At 38.1% G+C, this 21,035-nt stretch carries 17 protein-coding genes and 1 other annotated feature; of the genes, 14 read left to right on the top strand and 3 right to left on the bottom strand.

The annotated features are described in order from the left end of the window. Nucleotides 1-39: 39 nt before the first annotated feature. The 3 genes from lonB to yihA all read left to right on the top strand — a co-directional run bounded on the left by lonB (nt 40) and on the right by yihA (nt 4,893). Nucleotides 40-1,710 (top strand): ATP-dependent protease LonB, encoded by a 1,671-nt coding sequence (lonB, locus tag AB1284_RS17530; RefSeq protein ID WP_429753701.1) that lies wholly within the window; start codon nt 40-42, stop codon nt 1,708-1,710. Between the two features lie 259 nt (nt 1,711-1,969). Then, complete coding sequence (lon, locus tag AB1284_RS17525) at nt 1,970-4,300, top strand: endopeptidase La (RefSeq protein ID WP_429753702.1); 2,331 nt, start codon at nt 1,970-1,972, stop codon at nt 4,298-4,300. After that, on the top strand, nt 4,297-4,893 hold the full coding sequence (gene yihA / locus AB1284_RS17520; RefSeq protein WP_429753703.1) for a ribosome biogenesis GTP-binding protein YihA/YsxC: 597 nt from the start codon (nt 4,297-4,299) through the stop codon (nt 4,891-4,893). The genes lon and yihA overlap by 4 nt, the downstream gene beginning before the upstream one ends. Before the next feature lie 25 nt (nt 4,894-4,918). Here the strand turns inward: yihA and AB1284_RS17515 are convergent, their stop codons facing one another. Both AB1284_RS17515 and AB1284_RS17510 read right to left on the bottom strand, forming a co-directional pair. Further along, nucleotides 4,919-5,335: an organic hydroperoxide resistance protein gene (locus AB1284_RS17515; RefSeq protein WP_429753704.1), complete on the bottom strand. Its 417-nt coding sequence runs from the start codon at nt 5,333-5,335 to the stop codon at nt 4,919-4,921. A 2-nt stretch (nt 5,336-5,337) separates the two neighbouring features. After that, nucleotides 5,338-5,790, bottom strand: coding sequence for a MarR family winged helix-turn-helix transcriptional regulator (locus AB1284_RS17510; protein ID WP_429753705.1), 453 nt, complete (start codon nt 5,788-5,790; stop codon nt 5,338-5,340). 480 nt (nt 5,791-6,270) lie between these two features. Here AB1284_RS17510 and hemA point away from each other — a divergent pair, with 480 nt between their 5' ends. The 8 genes from hemA (at nt 6,271) to ysxE (ending at nt 14,848) form a co-directional block, all read left to right on the top strand. Further along, nucleotides 6,271-7,608, top strand: a complete 1,338-nt coding sequence (hemA, locus tag AB1284_RS17505) for a glutamyl-tRNA reductase (protein ID WP_429753706.1) — start codon at nt 6,271-6,273, stop codon at nt 7,606-7,608. Between the two features lie 16 nt (nt 7,609-7,624). Beyond that, nucleotides 7,625-8,458: a cytochrome c biogenesis protein gene (locus AB1284_RS17500; protein WP_429753707.1), complete on the top strand. Its 834-nt coding sequence runs from the start codon at nt 7,625-7,627 to the stop codon at nt 8,456-8,458. A gap of 15 nt (nt 8,459-8,473) precedes the next feature. Beyond that, on the top strand, nt 8,474-9,403 hold the full coding sequence (hemC, locus tag AB1284_RS17495; RefSeq protein WP_429753708.1) for a hydroxymethylbilane synthase: 930 nt from the start codon (nt 8,474-8,476) through the stop codon (nt 9,401-9,403). A 4-nt stretch (nt 9,404-9,407) separates the two neighbouring features. Then, nucleotides 9,408-10,169 (top strand): uroporphyrinogen-III synthase, encoded by a 762-nt coding sequence (locus AB1284_RS17490; protein WP_429753709.1) that lies wholly within the window; start codon nt 9,408-9,410, stop codon nt 10,167-10,169. Between the two features lie 37 nt (nt 10,170-10,206). Then, nucleotides 10,207-11,196, top strand: a complete 990-nt coding sequence (gene hemB / locus AB1284_RS17485) for a porphobilinogen synthase (RefSeq protein WP_429712044.1) — start codon at nt 10,207-10,209, stop codon at nt 11,194-11,196. Beyond that, nucleotides 11,196-12,485, top strand: a complete 1,290-nt coding sequence (hemL, locus tag AB1284_RS17480) for a glutamate-1-semialdehyde 2,1-aminomutase (protein WP_429753710.1) — start codon at nt 11,196-11,198, stop codon at nt 12,483-12,485. Before hemB ends, hemL begins: the two co-directional genes overlap by 1 nt. A 134-nt stretch (nt 12,486-12,619) precedes the next feature. Continuing rightward, nucleotides 12,620-13,603 (top strand): stage VI sporulation protein D, encoded by a 984-nt coding sequence (gene spoVID / locus AB1284_RS17475; RefSeq protein ID WP_429753711.1) that lies wholly within the window; start codon nt 12,620-12,622, stop codon nt 13,601-13,603. Between the two features lie 210 nt (nt 13,604-13,813). Further along, on the top strand, nt 13,814-14,848 hold the full coding sequence (gene ysxE, locus AB1284_RS17470; protein WP_429753712.1) for a spore coat protein YsxE: 1,035 nt from the start codon (nt 13,814-13,816) through the stop codon (nt 14,846-14,848). A 129-nt stretch (nt 14,849-14,977) separates the two neighbouring features. On the opposite strand, the gene AB1284_RS17465 is transcribed toward ysxE, so the two are convergent. Then, a complete protein-coding gene (locus tag AB1284_RS17465) occupies nt 14,978-15,172 on the bottom strand; it encodes a hypothetical protein (RefSeq protein ID WP_336481826.1) in 195 nt (64 codons plus the stop codon). Nucleotides 15,173-15,428: 256 nt separating this feature from the next. Continuing rightward, nucleotides 15,429-15,660: a binding site (T-box leader), on the top strand. Between the two features lie 38 nt (nt 15,661-15,698). Here AB1284_RS17465 and AB1284_RS17460 point away from each other — a divergent pair. The 3 genes from AB1284_RS17460 to AB1284_RS17450 all read left to right on the top strand — a co-directional run bounded on the left by AB1284_RS17460 (nt 15,699) and on the right by AB1284_RS17450 (nt 20,921). Further along, nucleotides 15,699-18,344 (top strand): valine--tRNA ligase, encoded by a 2,646-nt coding sequence (locus tag AB1284_RS17460; protein WP_429753713.1) that lies wholly within the window; start codon nt 15,699-15,701, stop codon nt 18,342-18,344. Between the two features lie 117 nt (nt 18,345-18,461). Beyond that, on the top strand, nt 18,462-19,772 hold the full coding sequence (locus AB1284_RS17455) for a bifunctional folylpolyglutamate synthase/dihydrofolate synthase (protein WP_429753714.1): 1,311 nt from the start codon (nt 18,462-18,464) through the stop codon (nt 19,770-19,772). Between the two features lie 156 nt (nt 19,773-19,928). After that, nucleotides 19,929-20,921, top strand: coding sequence for a stage II sporulation protein B (locus AB1284_RS17450; RefSeq protein WP_429753715.1), 993 nt, complete (start codon nt 19,929-19,931; stop codon nt 20,919-20,921). The last annotated feature ends 114 nt before the right edge of the window (nt 20,922-21,035 follow it).

Raw genomic sequence — 21,035 nt, 5'->3', positions numbered from 1 at the left:
GGGATACTGATAAGTAAAACATAGCGGGAGGAAATGAGTATGAGCTGGACAAATATTTTTTTAATCGTTCAACTTGTCTTTGGTGTAATTGTCGGATTGTATTTTTGGCATTTACTCAAAAACCAGCGAACACAAAAGGTTTCAATTGATAGAGAATCAAAGAAAGAGCTAGAGCAACTTCGAAAAATGCGGGAAATTTCTTTAACAGAACCCCTTGCTGAAAAAGTTCGCCCAGCGTCTTTTGCTGATATTGTTGGACAAGAAGATGGTATTAAATCATTAAAGGCTGCGCTATGCGGTCCAAATCCGCAACATGTCATAATATATGGACCGCCAGGAGTTGGGAAAACAGCAGCGGCTCGGCTCGTATTAGAAGAAGCAAAGAAAAATTCGAAATCTCCATTTCGAATGACTGCAACATTTATTGAGCTGGATGCCACAACGGCTCGATTTGATGAGCGGGGGATTGCTGATCCGTTAATTGGTTCTGTTCATGATCCAATTTATCAAGGTGCCGGAGCAATGGGACAGGCTGGTATTCCGCAACCGAAAAAAGGAGCGGTCACAGATGCGCATGGAGGTATTTTATTTATTGATGAGATTGGGGAATTGCATCCAATTCAAATGAATAAGATGTTAAAAGTGCTTGAGGATCGTAAAGTATTTTTGGAAAGTGCATATTATAGTGAAGAGAATTCTCTCATTCCAACGTATATTCATGATATTTTCCAAAAGGGATTACCAGCTGATTTTCGTCTTGTTGGCGCAACAACACGTTCTCCAGATGAAATTCCTCCTGCCATTCGATCACGCTGTTTAGAAGTCTTTTTTCGTGAGCTAGATACAGAAGAAATTGAAGCAGTAGCCAAAAATGCTGCTGAAAAGGTGGATATGGAGCTAGGTGAACATGGTATAGAAATGATTGGAATGTACGCACGGAATGGAAGAGAAGCCATTAATCTTGTGCAAATCTCGGCTGGAATGGCAATTAATGAAGGACGATCTTTTATAAAGGATGAGGATATTGAATGGGTTATTCATTCAAGCCAACTGACGCCGAAATATGAAAAGCGGGTATATCCAATTCCAAAAATTGGTCTTGTGAATGGCCTGGCTGTATATGGACCCAATACAGGGGCACTACTTGAAATAGAAGTAACGGCAATTCCAGCAAAAGAGAATGGATCCGTTGTGGTAACAGGGATTGTAGAAGAAGAAAGTATCGGTAATCAAACGAAATCAATTCGTCGTAAAAGTATGGCGAAAGGTTCTGTTGATAATGTTGTGACTGTCCTTCGTTCGTTAGATCTATTACCAGAAGGATATGATATACATATTAACTTTCCAGGCGGTATTCCAATTGATGGACCATCTGCCGGCATTGCCATTGCAACGGGTGTATATTCTGCTGTTCATCGCATGTATATCAATAATGAAGTAGCGATGACTGGAGAAATTAGTATTCACGGAGAAGTGAAACCAGTTGGTGGTGTTTATGCGAAAGTAAAAGCAGCGAAAAAGGCTGGGGCAAAGAAAGTACTAATCCCAGCAGAAAATATGCAGCCTTTCCTTTACACAATCAAAGGTATTGAAATCATTCCTGTACGAAAATTAAAAGAAGTATTTGCATTAGTATTTGTAAAAGAAAAAATTGAGCGAACAGGCGATACATTACTTTCCGTAGATGAAGGTGACGTGCAATCGATGTAAAGTGAAACTTCCATCAGTGGGGGGGCATCCGCCACTGATGGAAAGCTCTCACCAATCGGGCTCATATGGGCAATCATCATACGAGAGATGCTAACTTTATTGCCCGTCAGAGCAGGATATCCTAGACTTCGTTTAAGTTGTTATATGCTTAAGCGAAGTCCCTTTTTCTTTAATGAGCAATAGCGCATCGAGTCTCTGCGATTGCATAAGGCTTTATTGTAATATAAAATAGGGAAACAAAGATATTTATGGAGGTGCTATGTCTAATATGAATGCGAACGAAAGAATCGTGCCCCTCCTACCATTAAGAGGCGTTCTCGTATATCCGACGATGGTTCTGCATCTTGATGTAGGACGTGATAAATCGATACAAGCGCTCGAGCAGGCGGCTGTAGATGAAAATATAGTTTTTTTAGCGATGCAAAAAGACGTGAATATCGATGATCCGAAAGAAGATGATATTTATAAAGTAGGTACGTTAGCAAAAGTGAAGCAAATGCTCAAATTGCCAAACGGAACGATGCGTATCCTTGTAGAAGGTTTACATAGAGTAGAAATGACCGAATTCATCGAAGAAGATGATGTAATTACAGCTAATGTCCGTACGTTAATGGAAGAAGAAGAGGGCGATTTAGAAGAAAAAGCACTCATGCGTACATTAATTGAGTATTTTGAGCAATATATTAAGTTGTCTAAGAAGGTTTCAGATGAAACTTTTGTAACAGTTGTTGATGTTGATGAACCAGGTCGATTAGCCGATCTCATAGCATCTCATTTGCCGCTCAAAATGAAGCAAAAGCAACAGATTTTAGAAATCGCTGCGGTGAAAGAACGATTACATACACTTATTTCTTTTATTCAAGATGAAAAAGAGTTATTGAACTTAGAAAAGAAAATTGGTCAGCAAGTGAAGCGTTCTATGGAGCGTACACAAAAAGAGTACTTCTTACGTGAGCAAATGAAAGCTATTCAAAAAGAACTTGGTGATAAAGAAGGAAAAGGTGGCGAAGTAGAAGAGCTTCGTGAAAAGATTGAAGAATCGGGAATGCCAGAAGAAACGCAGCAGGCAGCTTTAAAAGAGCTAGATCGTTATGAGAAATTACCGGCAAGTTCAGCAGAGAGCGGTGTGATTCGCAATTATATTGATTGGTTATTATCTCTTCCTTGGACTGAGGCAACAGAAGATCGTATAGACCTTATGCGTGCTGAAAAAATTTTAAATGAAGAGCATTATGGGCTTGAAAAAGTAAAAGAGCGAGTACTTGAATATTTAGCAGTGCAAAAGCTCACGAATTCATTAAAGGGACCTATTCTTTGTTTAGTCGGTCCACCTGGGGTTGGGAAAACATCGTTAGCTAAATCAATTGCGACATCATTAAATCGTAATTTTGTTCGTGTTTCACTTGGTGGTGTACGTGATGAATCTGAAATTCGTGGTCATCGTCGTACGTATGTTGGTGCGATGCCGGGCCGTATTATTCAAGGAATGAAAAAGGCAAAGACAATCAATCCAGTCTTTTTATTAGATGAGATTGATAAAATGTCGAATGATTTTCGAGGAGACCCTTCAGCAGCATTATTAGAGGTGTTAGATCCAGAGCAAAATCATAATTTCAGTGATCATTACATTGAAGAGCCATATGATTTATCGAAAGTTATGTTTATTGCAACAGCTAATACGCTGGCAAGCATCCCAGGTCCGCTTCTTGATCGCATGGAGATTATTTCAATTGCTGGCTATACAGAACTTGAAAAAGTACATATTGCCCGTGAGCATTTGCTTCCGAAACAATTGAAGGAACATGGGTTGAAAAAAGGGAATTTACAAGTGCGTGATGAAGCACTTCTTGAAATTATCCGTTACTATACACGTGAAGCAGGTGTTCGTACGTTAGAGCGTCAGCTTGCGAAGGTTTGCCGGAAAGCAGCGAAGATTGTTGTAACAGAAGAGCGTAAGCGCGTTGTTGTAACAGAAAAGAATATTACAGAGTTGCTTGGAAAGCGAGTATACCGCTATGGTCAAGCTGAAACGAAAGATCAAGTAGGTATGGCAACAGGTTTAGCGTATACAGCAGCTGGAGGAGATACGCTTGCAATTGAAGTATCTGTATCTCCAGGAAAAGGAAAACTAATTTTAACAGGAAAACTTGGAGATGTGATGAAAGAATCTGCACAAGCAGCATTTAGTTATATTCGTTCACGTGCAGAAGAATTGCATATTGACCCTGATTTCCATGAAAAACATGATATCCATATTCATGTTCCTGAAGGTGCTGTACCAAAAGATGGGCCATCTGCGGGGATTACGATGGCAACAGCTCTTATTTCAGCATTAACAGGAATTCCTGTTAGTAAAGAAGTAGGAATGACGGGTGAAATTACACTTCGTGGTCGTGTATTACCAATTGGTGGATTGAAAGAGAAAACGTTAAGTGCGCATCGTGCAGGTTTAACGAAAATTATCTTACCAGCCGAAAATGAAAAAGATTTAGAAGATATTCCAGAAAGCGTAAAGGAAAACCTTACGTTTGTGCTGGCCTCGCATTTAGATGAGGTACTAGAGCACGCATTAGTAGGAGTGAAAAAATGAAAGTAACAAAAGCTGAGATTGTCATTAGCGCAGTCAAACCAGAACAATATCCTGAGGGTGATTTACCAGAAATCGCATTAGCGGGTCGTTCTAATGTTGGAAAGTCATCCTTTATAAATAAAATTTTAAATCGAAAAAAATTAGTGCGCATTTCTTCTAAACCAGGAAAAACGCAAACATTAAATTTTTTCATTATTAATGATATGATGCATTTCGTGGATGTACCAGGTTATGGATATGCGAAAGTATCGAAGTCAGAACGAGCAGCATGGGGCAAGATGATCGAAACGTATTTCACAACAAGAAAGCAGCTAGATGCAGCTGTTCTTGTTATTGATTTACGTCACAAGCCGACAAGTGATGATGTGATGATGTATGATTTCTTAAAGCATTATGAAATTCCAACAATCATTATCGCAACAAAAGCCGATAAAATTCCAAAAGGAAAATGGCAAAAGCACTTAAAAGTTGTGAAAGAAACGCTTGATGTAGAACCAGGAGATGAAGTCGTATTATTTTCTTCAGAAACAGGTCTTGGGAAAGAAGAAGCGTGGAAAGCGATTCATAAGTTTACAAATACAAAAAACGTGTGACGAATTGTCACACGTTTTTTTGGTACTATAGTACGTTTAATGTAACTTCAATATTTCCTTTTGTTGCTTTAGAGTATGGACATACTCCGTGTGCAGATTCTACTAATTGTTTTGCTTCTTCGTGAGATACACCAGCTACGCGTACATCTAATGTGACAGCTAATCCGAATCCCCCATCTGTATCTTTGCCAATTGATACGTGAGCCGTTACTTCCGTACTTTCTACTTTTACGCGTTTCGTACGAATCACAAGCTGCAGCGCACTATCAAAACAAGCTGCATATCCTGCTGCAAATAATTGCTCAGGGTTTGTTGCATGGCCGCCCATACCACCTAATGCTTTTGGCATTTTTACATCGAGATTTAAAACACCATCCTCAGAAATTACTTTCCCATTTCGTCCACCTGTTGCTGTTACAGTAGCAGTATATAAATTTTCCATGTTTACTCCTCTTTTCTATCATTTATTGTTTTCATTGCTTCAATTAATTTGTTTAATTGAATTAATAAAGTTGTATAATCTTCAGTTGTAATTCCTAAATGCGATGCCATTGTTTGTGGCAATGAACATGCTTTTTCTTTTAAAGCAAATCCTTGCTCTGTTAGTTCAATACATACTTTTCGTTCATCTTTCTTTGAACGAACACGCTTAACAAGTTGTAACCCTTCCATTCTTTTTAACATAGGCGTTAATGTTCCAGAATCTAAAAATAATCGTTCACCAATTTCTTTTACTGTTATTCCGTCTTGTTCCCACAGTACTAACAAAGTAATATATTGCGGATACGTAATGCCCATTTCTTCTAAATAAGGACGATAAAAACGTGTGACCTCTCTAGAACAAGCGTAAATAGAAAAACAAAGTTGATTATCTAGATGTAAAGGATTCTCGTGCATGAGTATCCCTCCTTTTTAAATTGTGCACAATTTAATTTTGTGAAATTAATATAAAATAAAACAAATGAGATGTCAACCGAAAAGAAAATCTATCGTTTGGAATAATCATACATATTTTCTTTCAATTGAAAGAAGCTAGTAAAAGATAGTCTTTCAGCATGTATGGAATAGTTTCTATTACTTGATTCTGACAATTTTTTTTGATAACGTACAGATAGAGTTATTATCTTATAATTATTATAAAGTGAAACTTCCCTTTCAGGAGTGCTTTTCACCTGAAAGGGTTAGTTGCATGCATCGATCTTTATAAAAGTTTCCTTACCTTTCTTTTTTCATTCTTTACTTATTCCAATGGATGTCTTATTGTCAATTAAGGAAGGAAAAATGAGACGATGTTCACATGATTGTCGGATTTATAAGAGGAAAGTTGTATTATGATAGTAGATAAGATGAAAAATCGGTTGAAGGGGGACATGCTGCGTGCATATTCTTGTTGTTGGTGTTAACTATCGAACAGCCCCTGTAGAAATTCGTGAGAAACTAACATTCCAAGAAGCAGAGTTAGAGCAAGCAATGACAACGTTACAACAACAAAAAAGTGTATTAGAAAATGTCATTGTATCAACGTGCAATCGAACGGAAATCTATGCTGTGGTAGATCAGTTACACACAGGACGCTATTATATTAAGAAATTTATGGCTGATTGGTTTCAGCTTGAAATAGAGGAAATTGCATCATATTTGTCTATATATGAGCAAGACGGTGCTACGGATCATTTATTCCGTGTAACATGCGGATTAGATTCAATGGTAGTGGGAGAAACGCAAATTTTAGGCCAAATTCGTAATAGCTTCTTACTAGCGCAAGAAGTAAAAACGACAGGAACGATATTTAATGAATTGTTTAAACAAGTCGTTACACTGGCAAAACGTGCCCATTCTGAAACAACAATTGGCGGCAATGCCATGTCGGTAAGTTATGCAGCTGTTGAACTTGGGAAGAAAATTTTTGGTGATTTGAAAGATTGCCATGTTCTTATTCTTGGTGCGGGGAAAATGGGTGAATTAGCACTTCAAAATTTGTACGGAAGCGGTGCTCATAAAGTGACTGTTATGAATCGTACGTTTGCAAAAGCGGAAGCGATGGCAGAAAAATATATGGGGCATGCAAAGCCATTAGATCAACTGCAATGTGCATTGTTAGAGGCTGATATTGTAATTAGTTCAACAGGTGCTTCTGAATATGTAATTACGAAAGAAATGATGTCCAAAGTAGAGGGTATGCGCTCTGGTCGTCCGCTTTTTATGGTAGATATTGCGGTGCCGCGGGATATTGATCCAGCAATTGATGCTTTAGAAAGTGTTTTCTTGTATGATATTGATGATTTACAAGGTGTTGTGGAAGCAAATCGTGCTGAGCGATTAAAAGAGGCTGAAAAAATTCAAATTATGATTGAAGAAGAAATGATTCTATTCAAGTCATGGCTAAATACGCTTGGTGTTGTACCGCTAATTTCAGAGCTTCGTGATAAGGCATTAGCGATTCAAAGTGAAACAATGCAAAGTATTGAACGAAAGATTCCAACGTTAACAGAGCGTGAGCGAAAAGTGATTAGTAAGCATACGAAAAGTATTATTAATCAATTGTTAAAAGATCCAATTTTAATTGCGAAAGAGTTGGCAGCGGAAGAAAATGCGCAAGAAAAACTTGCTCTATTTGCGAAAATTTTTGATTTAAATGCGAAAGAAGTAGTGGAAGAGACCAAAGCAGAATGGAAACAGACGGAGAAGTGGACCGTATCCGCTCCATCTTTGTAATGGAAAGGATAAATGGATGGGTGTTTTAAACAATAGCATTATTTATCATATTGCCATTATTTTATATGCCTGCAGCGTGAGTTTATATTTCATAGATTATTTTCAAAGTAACCGAAAGGCAAATCGAATTGCCTTTTGGTTACTTTCTGTTGTATGGGTATTATATTCGATATTTATGTTACTTCGAGCAACAGAAGCGGAAATCAATCCTATTTTAACGCTGCTATCGGGTATTTATTTTTATGTGTGGCTATTAATTACATTATCATTAGTTATTAACCGATTTATGCGTATTGATTTTTTAGTCTTTTTTACAAATATGATTGCATTTGGTGTAAGCGCCGTTTCTATTTTTACTCCGCTTGGACAAATGTCGCCGATGTTAACAAATCAATTAGTATCGGAGCTTGTCTATGTGCATGTTGGTATGGCGATTATTTCCTATGCAACATTTACAGTTTCCTTTATTTTTTCCATTATGTACTTAATTCAATATCGTTTATTAAAACAAAAAAAATGGAATGCAAGATTAAGACGTTTAGGAAATTTACCGAAGCTCGATTCTATGTCATATGGTTTGAATTTATTTTCTGTACCATTCTTTTTATTAGCAATTTTGCTCGGGTGTATATGGGGATATACGAAGTTAGATAATTTTCATTGGTATGACGCGAAGGTAATCGGATCTTTCGTTGTTTTATTTGTGTACTGTGCAGGTATTTATTTGCGCGGCTCAGATACATTGCAGGGGAAGAAAATTGCAAGTTGGAACATTGGGGCATTTCTCATCATGTTAATTAATATTTTTCTATTTAGCAGTTTATCGAATTTCCACTTTTGGTACTTATAATGAGGAGAGAAAAATATGCGCAAAATTATTGTAGGATCAAGAAAAAGTAAATTGGCATTAACGCAAACACATTGGTTTATCGATCAATTGAAAGCACTGGGATTGCCATATGAATTTGAAGTGAAAGAAATTGTAACGAAAGGTGACGTTATTTTAGATGTGACCCTTTCGAAAGTAGGCGGAAAAGGGCTATTCGTAAAAGAGATCGAACATGCGCTGCTTACAAAAGAAATTGATATGGCTGTTCATAGCATGAAAGATATGCCGGCAGTACTTCCTGAGGGACTAACAATTGGATGTATTCCGAAACGTGTTGACCCACGTGATGCGTTTATTTCTAAAAATGGTGAATCGTTTGATGAGTTACCAGAAGGAGCTGTTATCGGTACAAGTAGTTTACGTCGCAGTGCACAGTTGTTAGCAGCACGTCCGGATTTACAAATCAAATGGATTCGTGGAAATATCGATACGAGACTTCGTAAACTCAAAGAAGAAAATTACGATGCGATTATTTTAGCAGCCGCAGGACTAAAGCGAATGGGCTGGGCAGATGATGTGATTACAGGATACTTAGATGAAATAGTGTGCGTACCAGCTGTTGGACAAGGTGCGTTATCCATTGAATGCCGCGAGGATGATGATGATTTATTACAACTACTAAGTCATCTGAATGATAGTGTAACAGCGAAAACAGTTGAAGCAGAACGGGTATTTCTTCATAAATTAGAAGGCGGCTGCCAAGTGCCGATTGCTGGATATGCGACGCTGAAAGAAGATAACCAAATTGAATTAACAGCTCTCGTTGGATCTGCAGATGGAACTGTCTTATTGAAAGAAGTTGTGACTGGTGAAAATTCGCGAGAAGTTGGAGAACGAGCAGCAGACTTGTTAATCGGGCAAGGAGCGAAGGAACTTATTGTTTTAGCAAATCAGGAGCAAAACTAGCAATATGACTTCTCTTCGTGGAAAAACAGTGCTAATTACAAGAGCTGAGCAGCAAGCGAAGCAAATGAGTACAGAAGTGCAAAAGCAGGGCGGAATTCCATTAGAAATTCCGCTTTTGCATATAACAGCAGTTTCAGATGAGAACTTTCAAGAGGTATATGATGAATTAAACACATATAATTGGATTATTTTCACAAGTAAAAATGGTGTAAATTTCTTTTTAGATGGTATAAAGCAACCGTTACCACATACCATTAAAATTGCTGCAGTTGGTGTAAAAACAAAGAAAGAATTAGAGCAACGCGGTTATATTGTTCATTTTGTGCCAACTGCATTTGTAGCTGAAGCATTTGCGGAAGAATTTGTGAGTCATATAGGAAGCGGAACGCGTGTGTTATTGCCAAAAGGTAACCTTGCAAGAGATGTGATACCGGAAGCATTGAGAGGTCATGGTGCTATCGTACGTGAACTTATTGTATATGAAACTATGGTCCATGCACAAAAGCGCGGGCAGCTTATTGATGCACTGCAATCGAGAAAAATCGATGTGATTACTTTTACAAGTCCATCGACTGTGCAAAGTTTTATCGCATTGCTTGAGGGTGAAAACTGGAGAGAATGGATAAAAGGATGTACAATTGCTTGTATAGGCCCAATTACAGAACGAGAAGCGCGTAAACATTTTCAAAATCTTCTCATTCCGAAAGAATATACGATTGAAGCTATGTTACAATGCATTTCAGAATATTATTATAAAAATGTATAATAAAATGAAACTTTAAGAATTGGAGATGGAAAAAGTTATGAATCCTTTACAATTTAACCGTCATCGTCGTTTACGACAAAGTGCAAGTATGCGTGCTCTTGTGCGTGAAACACATTTACATACAGAAGATTTCATTTATCCAATTTTTGTTGTAGAAGGAGAAAACAAACGTAATGAAGTTTCTTCTATGCCGGGTGTATTTCAAATTTCTTTAGACCATTTGCAAGCAGAAATGCAAGAAGTTGTTGATTTAGGTATTCGTTCAGTTATCGTGTTCGGTATACCTGCTGAAAAAGATGAAGTTGGTTCTTCTGCGTATTGTGAGCATGGTATCGTACAGCGAGCAATTACACAAATTAAAGAGCAATTTCCAGAATTAGTTGTAATCGCAGATACATGTTTATGCCAATATACGAGTCATGGGCATTGCGGTGTAATTGAAGATGGAATTATTTTAAATGATGAATCGTTAGAGGTTCTTGCAAAAACAGCAGTAAGTCAAGCAAAAGCAGGTGCAGATATTATTGCGCCATCTAATATGATGGATGGATTTGTAGCGGCTATTCGTCATGCGTTAGATGAAAACGGTTTTGCTCATGTTCCAGTTATGTCATATGCAGTAAAATATGCGTCTGCTTTTTATGGACCGTTTCGTGATGCTGCACATGGTGCACCGCAATTTGGTGATCGTAAAACATATCAAATGGATCCAGCGAATCGCTTAGAAGCGTTCCGCGAAGCTGAGTCAGATGTAATGGAAGGAGCAGACTTCTTAATTGTGAAGCCAGCGCTTTCTTATTTAGATATTATTCGTGATGTGAAAAATAACTTTAATCTTCCGGTTGTTGCGTATAATGTGAGTGGTGAATACTCAATGATTAAAGCGGCAGCACAAAATGGCTGGGTTAATGAAAAAGATATTGTTCTTGAAAAATTATTAAGTATGAAGCGTGCTGGAGCAGATTTAATACTTACATATCATGCAAAAGATGCAGCGAGATGGTTACAAGAAGGGAGCGCACGATAATGAAAAGTTTTGATAAATCGATTGAAGCTTTTGAAACAGCAAAAGATTTAATGCCAGGTGGTGTAAATAGCCCAGTGCGTGCATTTAAATCTGTCGGTATGAATCCATTATTTATGGAGCGTGGAAAAGGCTCTAAAGTTTATGATATTGATGGAAATGAATACATTGATTATGTATTATCATGGGGCCCGCTTATTCATGGGCATTCCAACGACCGGGTTGTTGAGGCGTTAAAAGCGGTAGTAGAAAAAGGGACAAGCTTCGGTGCGCCAACAGAAATTGAAAATAAATTAGCGCAGCTTGTAATCGATCGCGTACCGTCTATTGAAATTGTACGTATGGTAAACTCTGGAACAGAAGCGACAATGAGTGCACTTCGCTTAGCGCGTGGTTACACAGGGCGTAATAAAATTTTGAAATTTGAAGGTTGCTATCACGGGCATGGAGATTCCCTTTTAATTAAAGCTGGTTCTGGCGTTGCTACGCTTGGTTTACCAGATAGCCCGGGTGTACCAGAAGGTGTTGCGAAAAATACGATTACTGTTGCTTATAATGATTTAGAGAGCGTGAAATACGCTTTTGAACAGTTCGGTGATGATATTGCGTGTGTCATTGTAGAACCGGTAGCTGGAAATATGGGCGTTGTACCGCCGCTTCCAGGATTTTTACAAGGACTTCGCGATGTTACAACAGAATACGGTGCACTTCTAATTTTTGATGAAGTTATGACGGGATTCCGTGTGGCTTATAATTGCGGACAAGGATATTTTGGAGTAACACCTGATTTAACGTGTTTAGGAAAAGTCATTGGCGGTGGACTTCCTGTTGGGGCATATGGTGGTAAAGCTGAAATTATGAAGCAAGTAGCACCAAGTGGACCGATTTATCAAGCTGGTACATTATCTGGTAATCCATTAGCAATGACAGCTGGATATGAAACGCTTGTCCAATTAACACCGGAGAGCTATAAAGAATTTGAACGTAAAGCAGAAATACTTGAAAAAGGTTTACATGAAGTTGCTGTAAAATATGATATTCCGCATTGTATTAACCGTGCTGGTTCTATGGTTGGTATTTTCTTTACAGATGAAAAGGTTATTAACTATGAAACAGCAAAAGCGTCTAATTTAGAATATTTTGCGGCATATTACCGTGAAATGGTAGAACAAGGCATATTCTTACCACCTTCTCAGTTTGAAGGACTGTTCTTATCAACAGCACATAGTGATGCTGATATCGAGGCAACAATTGCTGCTGCAGAAATTGCTATGTCTAAATTAAAAGGTTAATTTGTTAGCTTTTTTATTCTTTTAAATATGTAGTATTAAAATCGCTCTCAAGTGAGAGCGATTTTTTTATTCATAAAGTCCCTATTTCTCACATAAATCTGTAATGACATATAGTTTGGGAGGGGGAATACGAAGTGGCAGCAGATCAACAAACTTCATTACGGTTTTCGTTAAAAGAATCTGTCTGGTTTCAAAAAGGACAGGAAGTCAATGAGTTACTTTCTATTTCGTTAGATCCTGATGTTGTTATAGAAGAGCGTGAATATGAAATTGTTGTAAGTGGACAGCTTGATTTAACAGGGGAATATATTGCAAAGGAAGAAACAGAGGTTTTCTCATTGCGAGAATTATCACCAGTTCGCGCTGTAGATTATGTTGAAACACGTGAAGATGGTATAAATGAATTGGTACATTCGTTCCCGTTAGAGATTTCTATTCCAAGAGGACGCGTGAAGCAAGTCGAAGATTTATATGTGGATATTGAAGAATTTGATTATGAATTGTTGGACAGTGGATGCTTGCAGCTTTTGGCGGATATTTCCATCTATGGATTGTGTGATGAAGAGCGTGAAGAGGAAGAGGAAGAAATAAGAGACGAGGCAGTAATAAGAGAAGAGGAAGAAGTAAGAGACGAGGCAGCAATAAGAGAAGAAGAAAAAGAGGAAGAAGAGTTGGTAGAGACTGATGAGTGGGAAGATTATGCCTTTGAGCCATTTCAGTTAGAAGCTCGTCAAGAACCAGAGCTTGATCTAGAAGAGGAGCAAGAAATCGAGGTCGAGGAGGAAAAGCAAGAAGAAGTCGCGCCGCAGCTGTTTTTTGGACGTAAGGAAACGAAAGTAAAACAGGAAGCTGTCAATGAGGAGGCGCAAGAAGAAATTTCATACTCACAGCGGGATGAAAATGCGTTATATTTAACAAAATTATTTGCAAAGCAGCCGGAAGATGAATTTACAAAGCTGAGATTGTATTTTGTACAGGAAGGCGATACGATTGAATCCGTTGCAGAGCGCTATGATACTTCTGTTCAACATTTACACCGTATAAATCAAACGGATGATATATATTTAACAGCAGGACAAATTTTGTATATACCAGTACCAAAAGTGAAAACAAAGTGAGTGAAGAGGAATCTTCCTCACCTCTTTGCTTTTTCATCCCGCTATTTTTGGGCAGTAAACCCCTATCTCAATATTCAGAGAGAAGCGAAGGAGACAGGCGGGAATAACTGCTGGTATGTGCCCGATTGGGCAGGATTTACATCAGTGGGGATGAAGCCCTCACTGATGTAAGTTTCACCTTATGCTCCTGTAGAAAGGGTCGTTGTTCGTATGGACATGGAATTGCGAGACCGTTATGCTTCTATTTTGCAGCTATATCAATTAGCTCCTGAACATATTGAGGAATATGGGAATGTAATAAAAATTTATACGAGCCAAGGTCCATATGCGCTGAAAAAATTACCCCCTCAGAAATTAGAACGAAGTAACCTTATGTATTATGTTCAATTTTTACGAGAAAAGGGCTTTACGAATTTTGCACCGATTTACCATACGAAAGATGGAAGGCACGTGTTAACGGATGGTGAACATAGTTATTATTTAATGCCTTGGCTAGGAAGTGCAGAAGGACAAGGCGAAGAGAATGATCAGTATCATAAAATGTTTCAAACACTTGCCTTGATGCACAGAAAAACGGTGCGAGAGGAGGAAGTGACGGAAGAAGCACTTCAAGAACATTTTGATACTATTTCAAACCGCTGGGAACAAGATGGAGTTCTATTAGAGCAGTTTTTAGTTGAATCTGAAGCGAAGTGGTATATGTCTCCGTTTGAATTGCAGTATTGTACGTACTTTCATCAAGCGCTTCGTGCCCATGAATTTGCGACGAAACGGTTTACAGAATGGCATGAAGCGATGAAAGAAAAAGAAAAAACACGTATTTCATTTATTCATGGCAATGTTTCCATGAATCACTTTTTATTTGATTATCAGCGGAACGGTTATTTTATTAGTTTAGAAGATGCGCAGTTTGCTACCCCAGTTCAAGATATCGTTCAGTTTTATTCACGTTCCTTCAACACATATCCAATTGCAAGAAGTGATCGATATGAGTGGTACCAAATCTATCAAAAGAATTTTGCGTTTACAAAGGAAGAAAAGTTACTTATGTTTGCATATTTAGCTTATCCAAAAACATTTATAAAGCAAGTGCATTCATATACAAATGCTCGAAATGTCCGTAACGAAACAAAGGAGCTACATGATGTGAAAATGCTTCAACAAGCACATTGGCTTATAAGTAATATTGAATATTTCGTGGCACAGCTTCAGGCTTCTGAGCAAGAAGCGAAGAACTCAAAATAAAGTGAAGCTTTCATCAGTGAGGGTTTTCTTCATCTCCCACTTATTTTCTTCGTTTCTCTCTGATTCTTAGGGTGTGGTCCTACTGCCCGCGAATAGCGGGATAAAATTAGCCGTAGCCTCAAGAAGAGGTTACGGCTGAAAATGTAAGCGAATCGTTGCTGCTACGAAAATAACAAGTATGACAAAATCTAAAAACGTAGGCAGAAGCAACGTACGAATGCCTTGGAAAATCGTGAGCGGGATTGCAAAGTCAGAAAACATCGTTTGTATATTTCTTAGCCATGAAGGGGCTGAAAAGTTGTACGTGCGTCGAAAACGTCGCATAATGGTCCTCCGTATTAGAAACTCCTCTAGTATGGAATCATAAGAGAAGAATAAATGTGATATTACATTATGCAGGGTAAGCGTCTAGTGTGCTTGTGTTACACTTTTTTCATTTTCTTTGCATATGGTATAAAAAACTTGGTTAAGCTGATTGAAAATAGAATGTAATAAGTATAGATGTAAGTCGAAAAATATTTTTATCTTGACGAATGTGGTTTCGTTTTTTACACTGTTGTATATAATAAATAACAATTATATAAATGCGTTGAAGGGGAAGAGTATAACATTAAACGTCTGCAGAGAGGAGAATTATTAGCTGTGAGATTCTCTAGATAGTCATGTTAGAAGGTAGCCCTGGAGCATCTTTTCTGAACGGAGTCATTCTCATTAGGAAAAGACGGATCTGTCCGTTATCAAATCAAGAGTATAAGCAAATTTTGAATTTGTTTGTAAATAAAGGTGGTACCACGATGTCCCTCGTCCTTTTTGGATGAGGGACATTTTTTATTTTGAAGGAGGGAAAATAATGTCAAACACGGAAAAGAATTTACCGACTAAATATGATCATATGTCCGTTGAAGAAGGCCGCTATCAATGGTGGCTTGAAGGCAAATATTTCGAAGCAACAGGAGATGAAAAGAAACAACCATATACAATTGTAATCCCGCCTCCAAACGTAACTGGTAAGCTGCACTTAGGTCATGCTTGGGATACGACGCTTCAAGACATTTTAACTCGTACAAAGCGTATGCAAGGTTACGATGTATTATGGCTTCCAGGAATGGACCATGCTGGTATTGCAACACAAGCGAAAGTAGAAGGAAAACTTCGTGAAGAAGGTATTTCACGTTACGATCTTGGCCGTGAGAAATTCCTTGAAAAAGCGTGGGAATGGAAAGAAGAATACGCTTCTCATATTCGTCAGCAATGGGGGAAAGTTGGTTTAGGACTAGATTATTCTCGTGAGCGTTTCACATTAGATAAAGGTTTATCTGATGCGGTTAATAAAGTATTCGTTCAATTATACGAAAAAGGCTTAATTTACCGCGGTGAATATATTATCAACTGGGACCCAGCAACACGCACAGCACTTTCTGATATTGAAGTAATTCATAAAGAAGTTCAAGGTGCATTCTACCATATGAACTATCCGTTAACAGACGGCTCTGGTCACATTCGCCTTGCAACAACTCGTCCAGAAACGATGCTTGGTGATACAGCAGTAGCAGTTCATCCAGAAGATGATCGTTACAAACATTTAATCGGAAAAACAGTTACACTTCCAATCGTAGGTCGTGAGATTCCGATTATTGCTGATGAGTACGTAGAGAAAGACTTCGGAACAGGCGTTGTAAAAATTACACCAGCCCATGACCCGAATGACTTTGAAGTAGGTAATCGCCATGACTTACCACGCATCTTAGTAATGAACGAAGATGGAACGATGAATGAAAGAGCTGGTAAGTACAACGGTATGGATCGTTTCGAATGCCGTAAAGAGTTAGTAAAAGACTTACAAGAAGCTGGCGTATTAGTAGAAATCGAGCCTCATATGCACTCAGTGGGTCATAGTGAGCGCAGCGGTGCAGTTGTTGAGCCTTACTTATCAACACAATGGTTCGTAAAAATGGCACCACTTGCAGAAAAAGCAATTGAACTTCAACAAAAAGAAGAAGAAAAAGTAACGTTCGTACCAGATCGTTTTGAAAACACATACTTACGCTGGATGGAAAACATTCATGACTGGTGTATTTCTCGTCAATTATGGTGGGGACACCGCATTCCAGCTTGGTATCATAAAGAGACTGGTGAAGTATACGTAGGTACAGAAGCACCAGCAGATATTGAAAACTGGAACCAAGATAACGACGTACTTGATACATGGTTTAGCTCAGCATTATGGCCGTTCTCAACGCTTGGTTGGCCGAATGAAGATGCAGCAGACTTCAAACGTTACTATTCAACAGATGCTTTAGTAACTGGTTATGACATCATCTTCTTCTGGGTATCTCGTATGATTTTCCAAGGTTTAGAGTTTACAGGCGAGCGCCCATTTAAAGACGTATTAATTCACGGTTTAGTTCGTGATGAGCAAGGACGTAAAATGAGTAAATCTCTTGGTAATGGTATTGACCCAATGGATGTTATCGAGAAGTACGGTGCAGATGCAATGCGTTTCTTCTTATCAACAGGAAGTGCACCAGGCCAAGATTTACGCTTCAGCATGGAAAAAGTAGAATCTACTTGGAACTTCATTAATAAAATTTGGAACGCATCACGTTTCGTATTAATGAACATGGATGACATGAAGTATGAAGAAATCGATTTAACTGGTGAAAAATCAGTTGCAGATAAGTGGATTTTAACTCGCTTAAACGAAACAATCGAAAGTGTAACACGTAACATGGATAAATATGAGTTCGGTGAAGCTGGTCGTTCATTATACAACTTCATTTGGGATGATTTCTGTGACTGGTACATTGAAATGGCGAAACTTCCACTATACGGTGAAGATGAAGCAGCTAAGAAAACAACTCGTTCTATTTTAGCTTACGTATTAGACCAAACAATGCGTCTATTACACCCATTCATGCCATTTGCAACAGAGAAGATTTGGCAACATTTACCGCATGAAGGTGAGTCTATTACAGTAGCTGCATGGCCGACAGTTCGCGAAGATTTACAAGATACAGAAGCTGCGGCAGAAATGCACCTTCTAGTTGATATCATTCGCTCTGTTCGTAACATCCGTGCAGAAGTAAATACGCCAATGAGCAAAAAAGTTCAAATGCAAATTAAAGCAAAAGACGAAGCAGTACTAGCTCAACTTACAAAAAACAGCTCTTACATTGAGCGCTTCTGTAATCCAAGTGAATTAACAATTCAAACGGATTTACAAGCGCCGGAAAAAGCAATGACTGCAATCGTATCAGGTGCAGAGTTATTCTTACCATTGGCTGACCTTATTAACCTTGAAGAAGAAAAAGCACGTCTTGAAAAAGAACTTGAGAAGTTCGATAAAGAAGTAGAGCGTGTACAAAAGAAACTTTCAAATCAAGGATTCGTAGCAAAAGCTCCAGCTGCAGTTATTGAGGGAGAACGCGCGAAAGAACAAGATTATCTAGAAAAACGCGAAGCAGTTCGCCAACGTTTAGCTGATCTTCAAAAATAAAGTTATTCGAAAGAGACTCACTATATTGGTGAGTCTCTTTTATTTGCGTATAATAGAGTTGAGATACTCTATTGTCTTGGTTCGTTTTTTTGCTGATTTGAAAGGGGAATAGCATACATGATACATACATATGAGGAAGCGATCGACTGGATTCATAGTCGTTTAAAATTTGGGATTAAACCAGGGCTAGAACGCATGCGATGGATGCTAGAGGAACTTGGAAATCCAGAGCGACATATAAAATGTGTTCATCTTGCGGGAACAAATGGAAAAGGGTCTACTCTCACATATATGCGCTATATGTTACAGGAGGCAGAGTATAAAGTAGGAACCTTTACTTCACCGTATATCGAAACGTTTAATGAACGGATTAGTATTGATGGTACACCGATTTCAGATCAAGAAATTACAGATCTCGTAAATATGGTCAAGCCTGTGGTGGAAAAGTTAGATGAAACGGATTTAGGTGAAGCGACGGAATTTGAAATCATTACTGTTATGGCGCTTTATTATTTTGGAAAGACAAATCCGTGTGACATCGTTTTATTTGAGACAGGTCTTGGAGGGCGTTTTGATTCAACAAATGTTATTCACCCTGTACTGAGCATCATTACAAATATTGGTCATGATCATATGCATATTCTAGGAGATACATTAGAAGATATTGCATTTGAAAAAGCGGGAATTGTTAAATCAGGTGTTCCTGTTATTACAGGTGTGGAGCAAGGTGGTGCGTTAGAAGTTATTCGTACTGTTGCAAGAGAAAAGCGTTCTAATTTATATGAACTTGGGAATCAATTTAAAGTAGAACATCTTTTTACAAAGATACAAGGTGAACAATTTACATTTTCGTCTCCATTCCATACATATGAAGACCTTCTTATTTCTATGAAAGGTCAGCATCAAGTGCAAAATGCTGCGCTTGCTTTGATGGCAATCACGTATTTAAAAGTGTATCAAGCGTTCTTAATTGATGAGGAGCATATTCGAAAAGGGTTAGCTGAAGCATACTGGATTGGCCGTTTTGAACAACTTGCTGCGAAACCACATGTCATTATTGATGGTGCTCACAATCCAGAAGGAGTTCATAGCCTTGTAGAAACAGTTCGTGCCCACTATAGTGAAAAGCGAATTGTCGTTTTATTTACAGCACTTGGAGATAAACAATTGGATACAATGGTTGGACAGTTAGAAACAATTGCAGATGAAATGATCTTTACGACGTTTACGTTCGATCGTGCAATTTCTGCTGAGGCTCTTGCTGCTTATTCGAAACGAGAATCGAAACATATTTTTGAGAATTGGCAGGAAGCGATTGATACAACAATAGCTTCTCTACAAGAAGATGATGTTTTCTTACTAACAGGTTCTCTTTACTTCATATCAGAAGCTCGTAAATACGTTATTCAAAAAACTAGACAGAAATAAACTGTCTAGTTTTTTAGTTCTACAAATAAAGACGCAAGCATACATATAAGATAACAATATAGGATAATTTGGCGAATCTCTTTGACAAATATCTCGTTCTTTTTTGAAACGAGTATGATACGATGCTGGCAATGATAAGAAGTAAGGAGTGGGGGTATGGACAAGCAATCGCGAACAATTTCAATTAAAGTGAATGGAACGGAAGCAAATTATTTAGAAAAGAAAGAACATGAGCAAAAGAAAGAACACGAGCAAAAGAAAGAAGAGTTTGAGTGGGTGCTGCCAGAGAATGCAAATACAGTGACAAATAATGTTGTGCCGTTTCAAAAAAATGTATTATCTTCCATACAAAAAGGGAAAAAAGGATGGAATAATACTTTCATTTTGACAGTATCCATAGCGATTGTAATTGGGACAGGATTTGGAATGGGAATGCTCCACTTGTTAACAGGTCAAGAAACAGTTCGTGAAAATACAGCCCCAGTAGCAAATGTTACAGAGAAAAATGAGACAAAACAATCAACAAATGAGAAAAAAGAAGAAAAGAAAGCAGCATCAGCAGCTTTATCACCGCTTACTATTTATTTTGTGCAGGGCGGAGTATTTTCTACTAAAGAAAAGGGACAGGCATCGCTCCAGGGTTTACAAGAACAAGGAGTCCCTGGAGCGGTTATGCAATCAGGAGATAAATATTTACTCGTTCTTGGAATGGCAAATGATGAACAATCTGTTATGCAGATGATGGAGCAATATAAACAAAAAGATATATCAGTAATGAAAAAGAAATGGGAGATTGCGGATCAAGCACTTCTAAAAGGGAATCAAGAGTACGGACCGTTTTTTGAAAAGTTACAATCATTGTATGGAAAATTGCTGCAACAAGCAGCTGTGATACAGTCAGGGAATAAAATAAGTAAAACAGATATAGAACAAATTGAAAATGAATGGAAGGCAATGAAAAAAGAGGAAAAGGCATTGAAGCGAGACGATGTAAAAAAATTATTTACGTATGCATCAGTGGCTGTACAGACAATGCAAGAGGGAAAACAAGATGTGGAAACAATAACAAAATTGCAGCAAGTTTTAGTAGATAGCTTTCTTTCTTATGAAAAAATAGTTTCACAAAAAATAAAAACGTATAATAATTAGATAATATTTAACTCATTATCCAGCTATTCGCGGGCAGTAAGACCTCACCACAAAAATCAGAGAGAAGTGAAGTGCGAGATAACTGCTGGCATGTGAACTATTATATTAGTGGGG

It is taken from the genome of Bacillus sp. S2(2024), assembly GCF_050474045.1.
In the GTDB taxonomy this organism is placed as follows: Bacteria; Bacillota; Bacilli; order Bacillales; family Bacillaceae_G; genus Bacillus_A; species Bacillus_A yunxiaonensis.
This window is presented reverse-complemented; position numbering and strand designations above follow the sequence as displayed.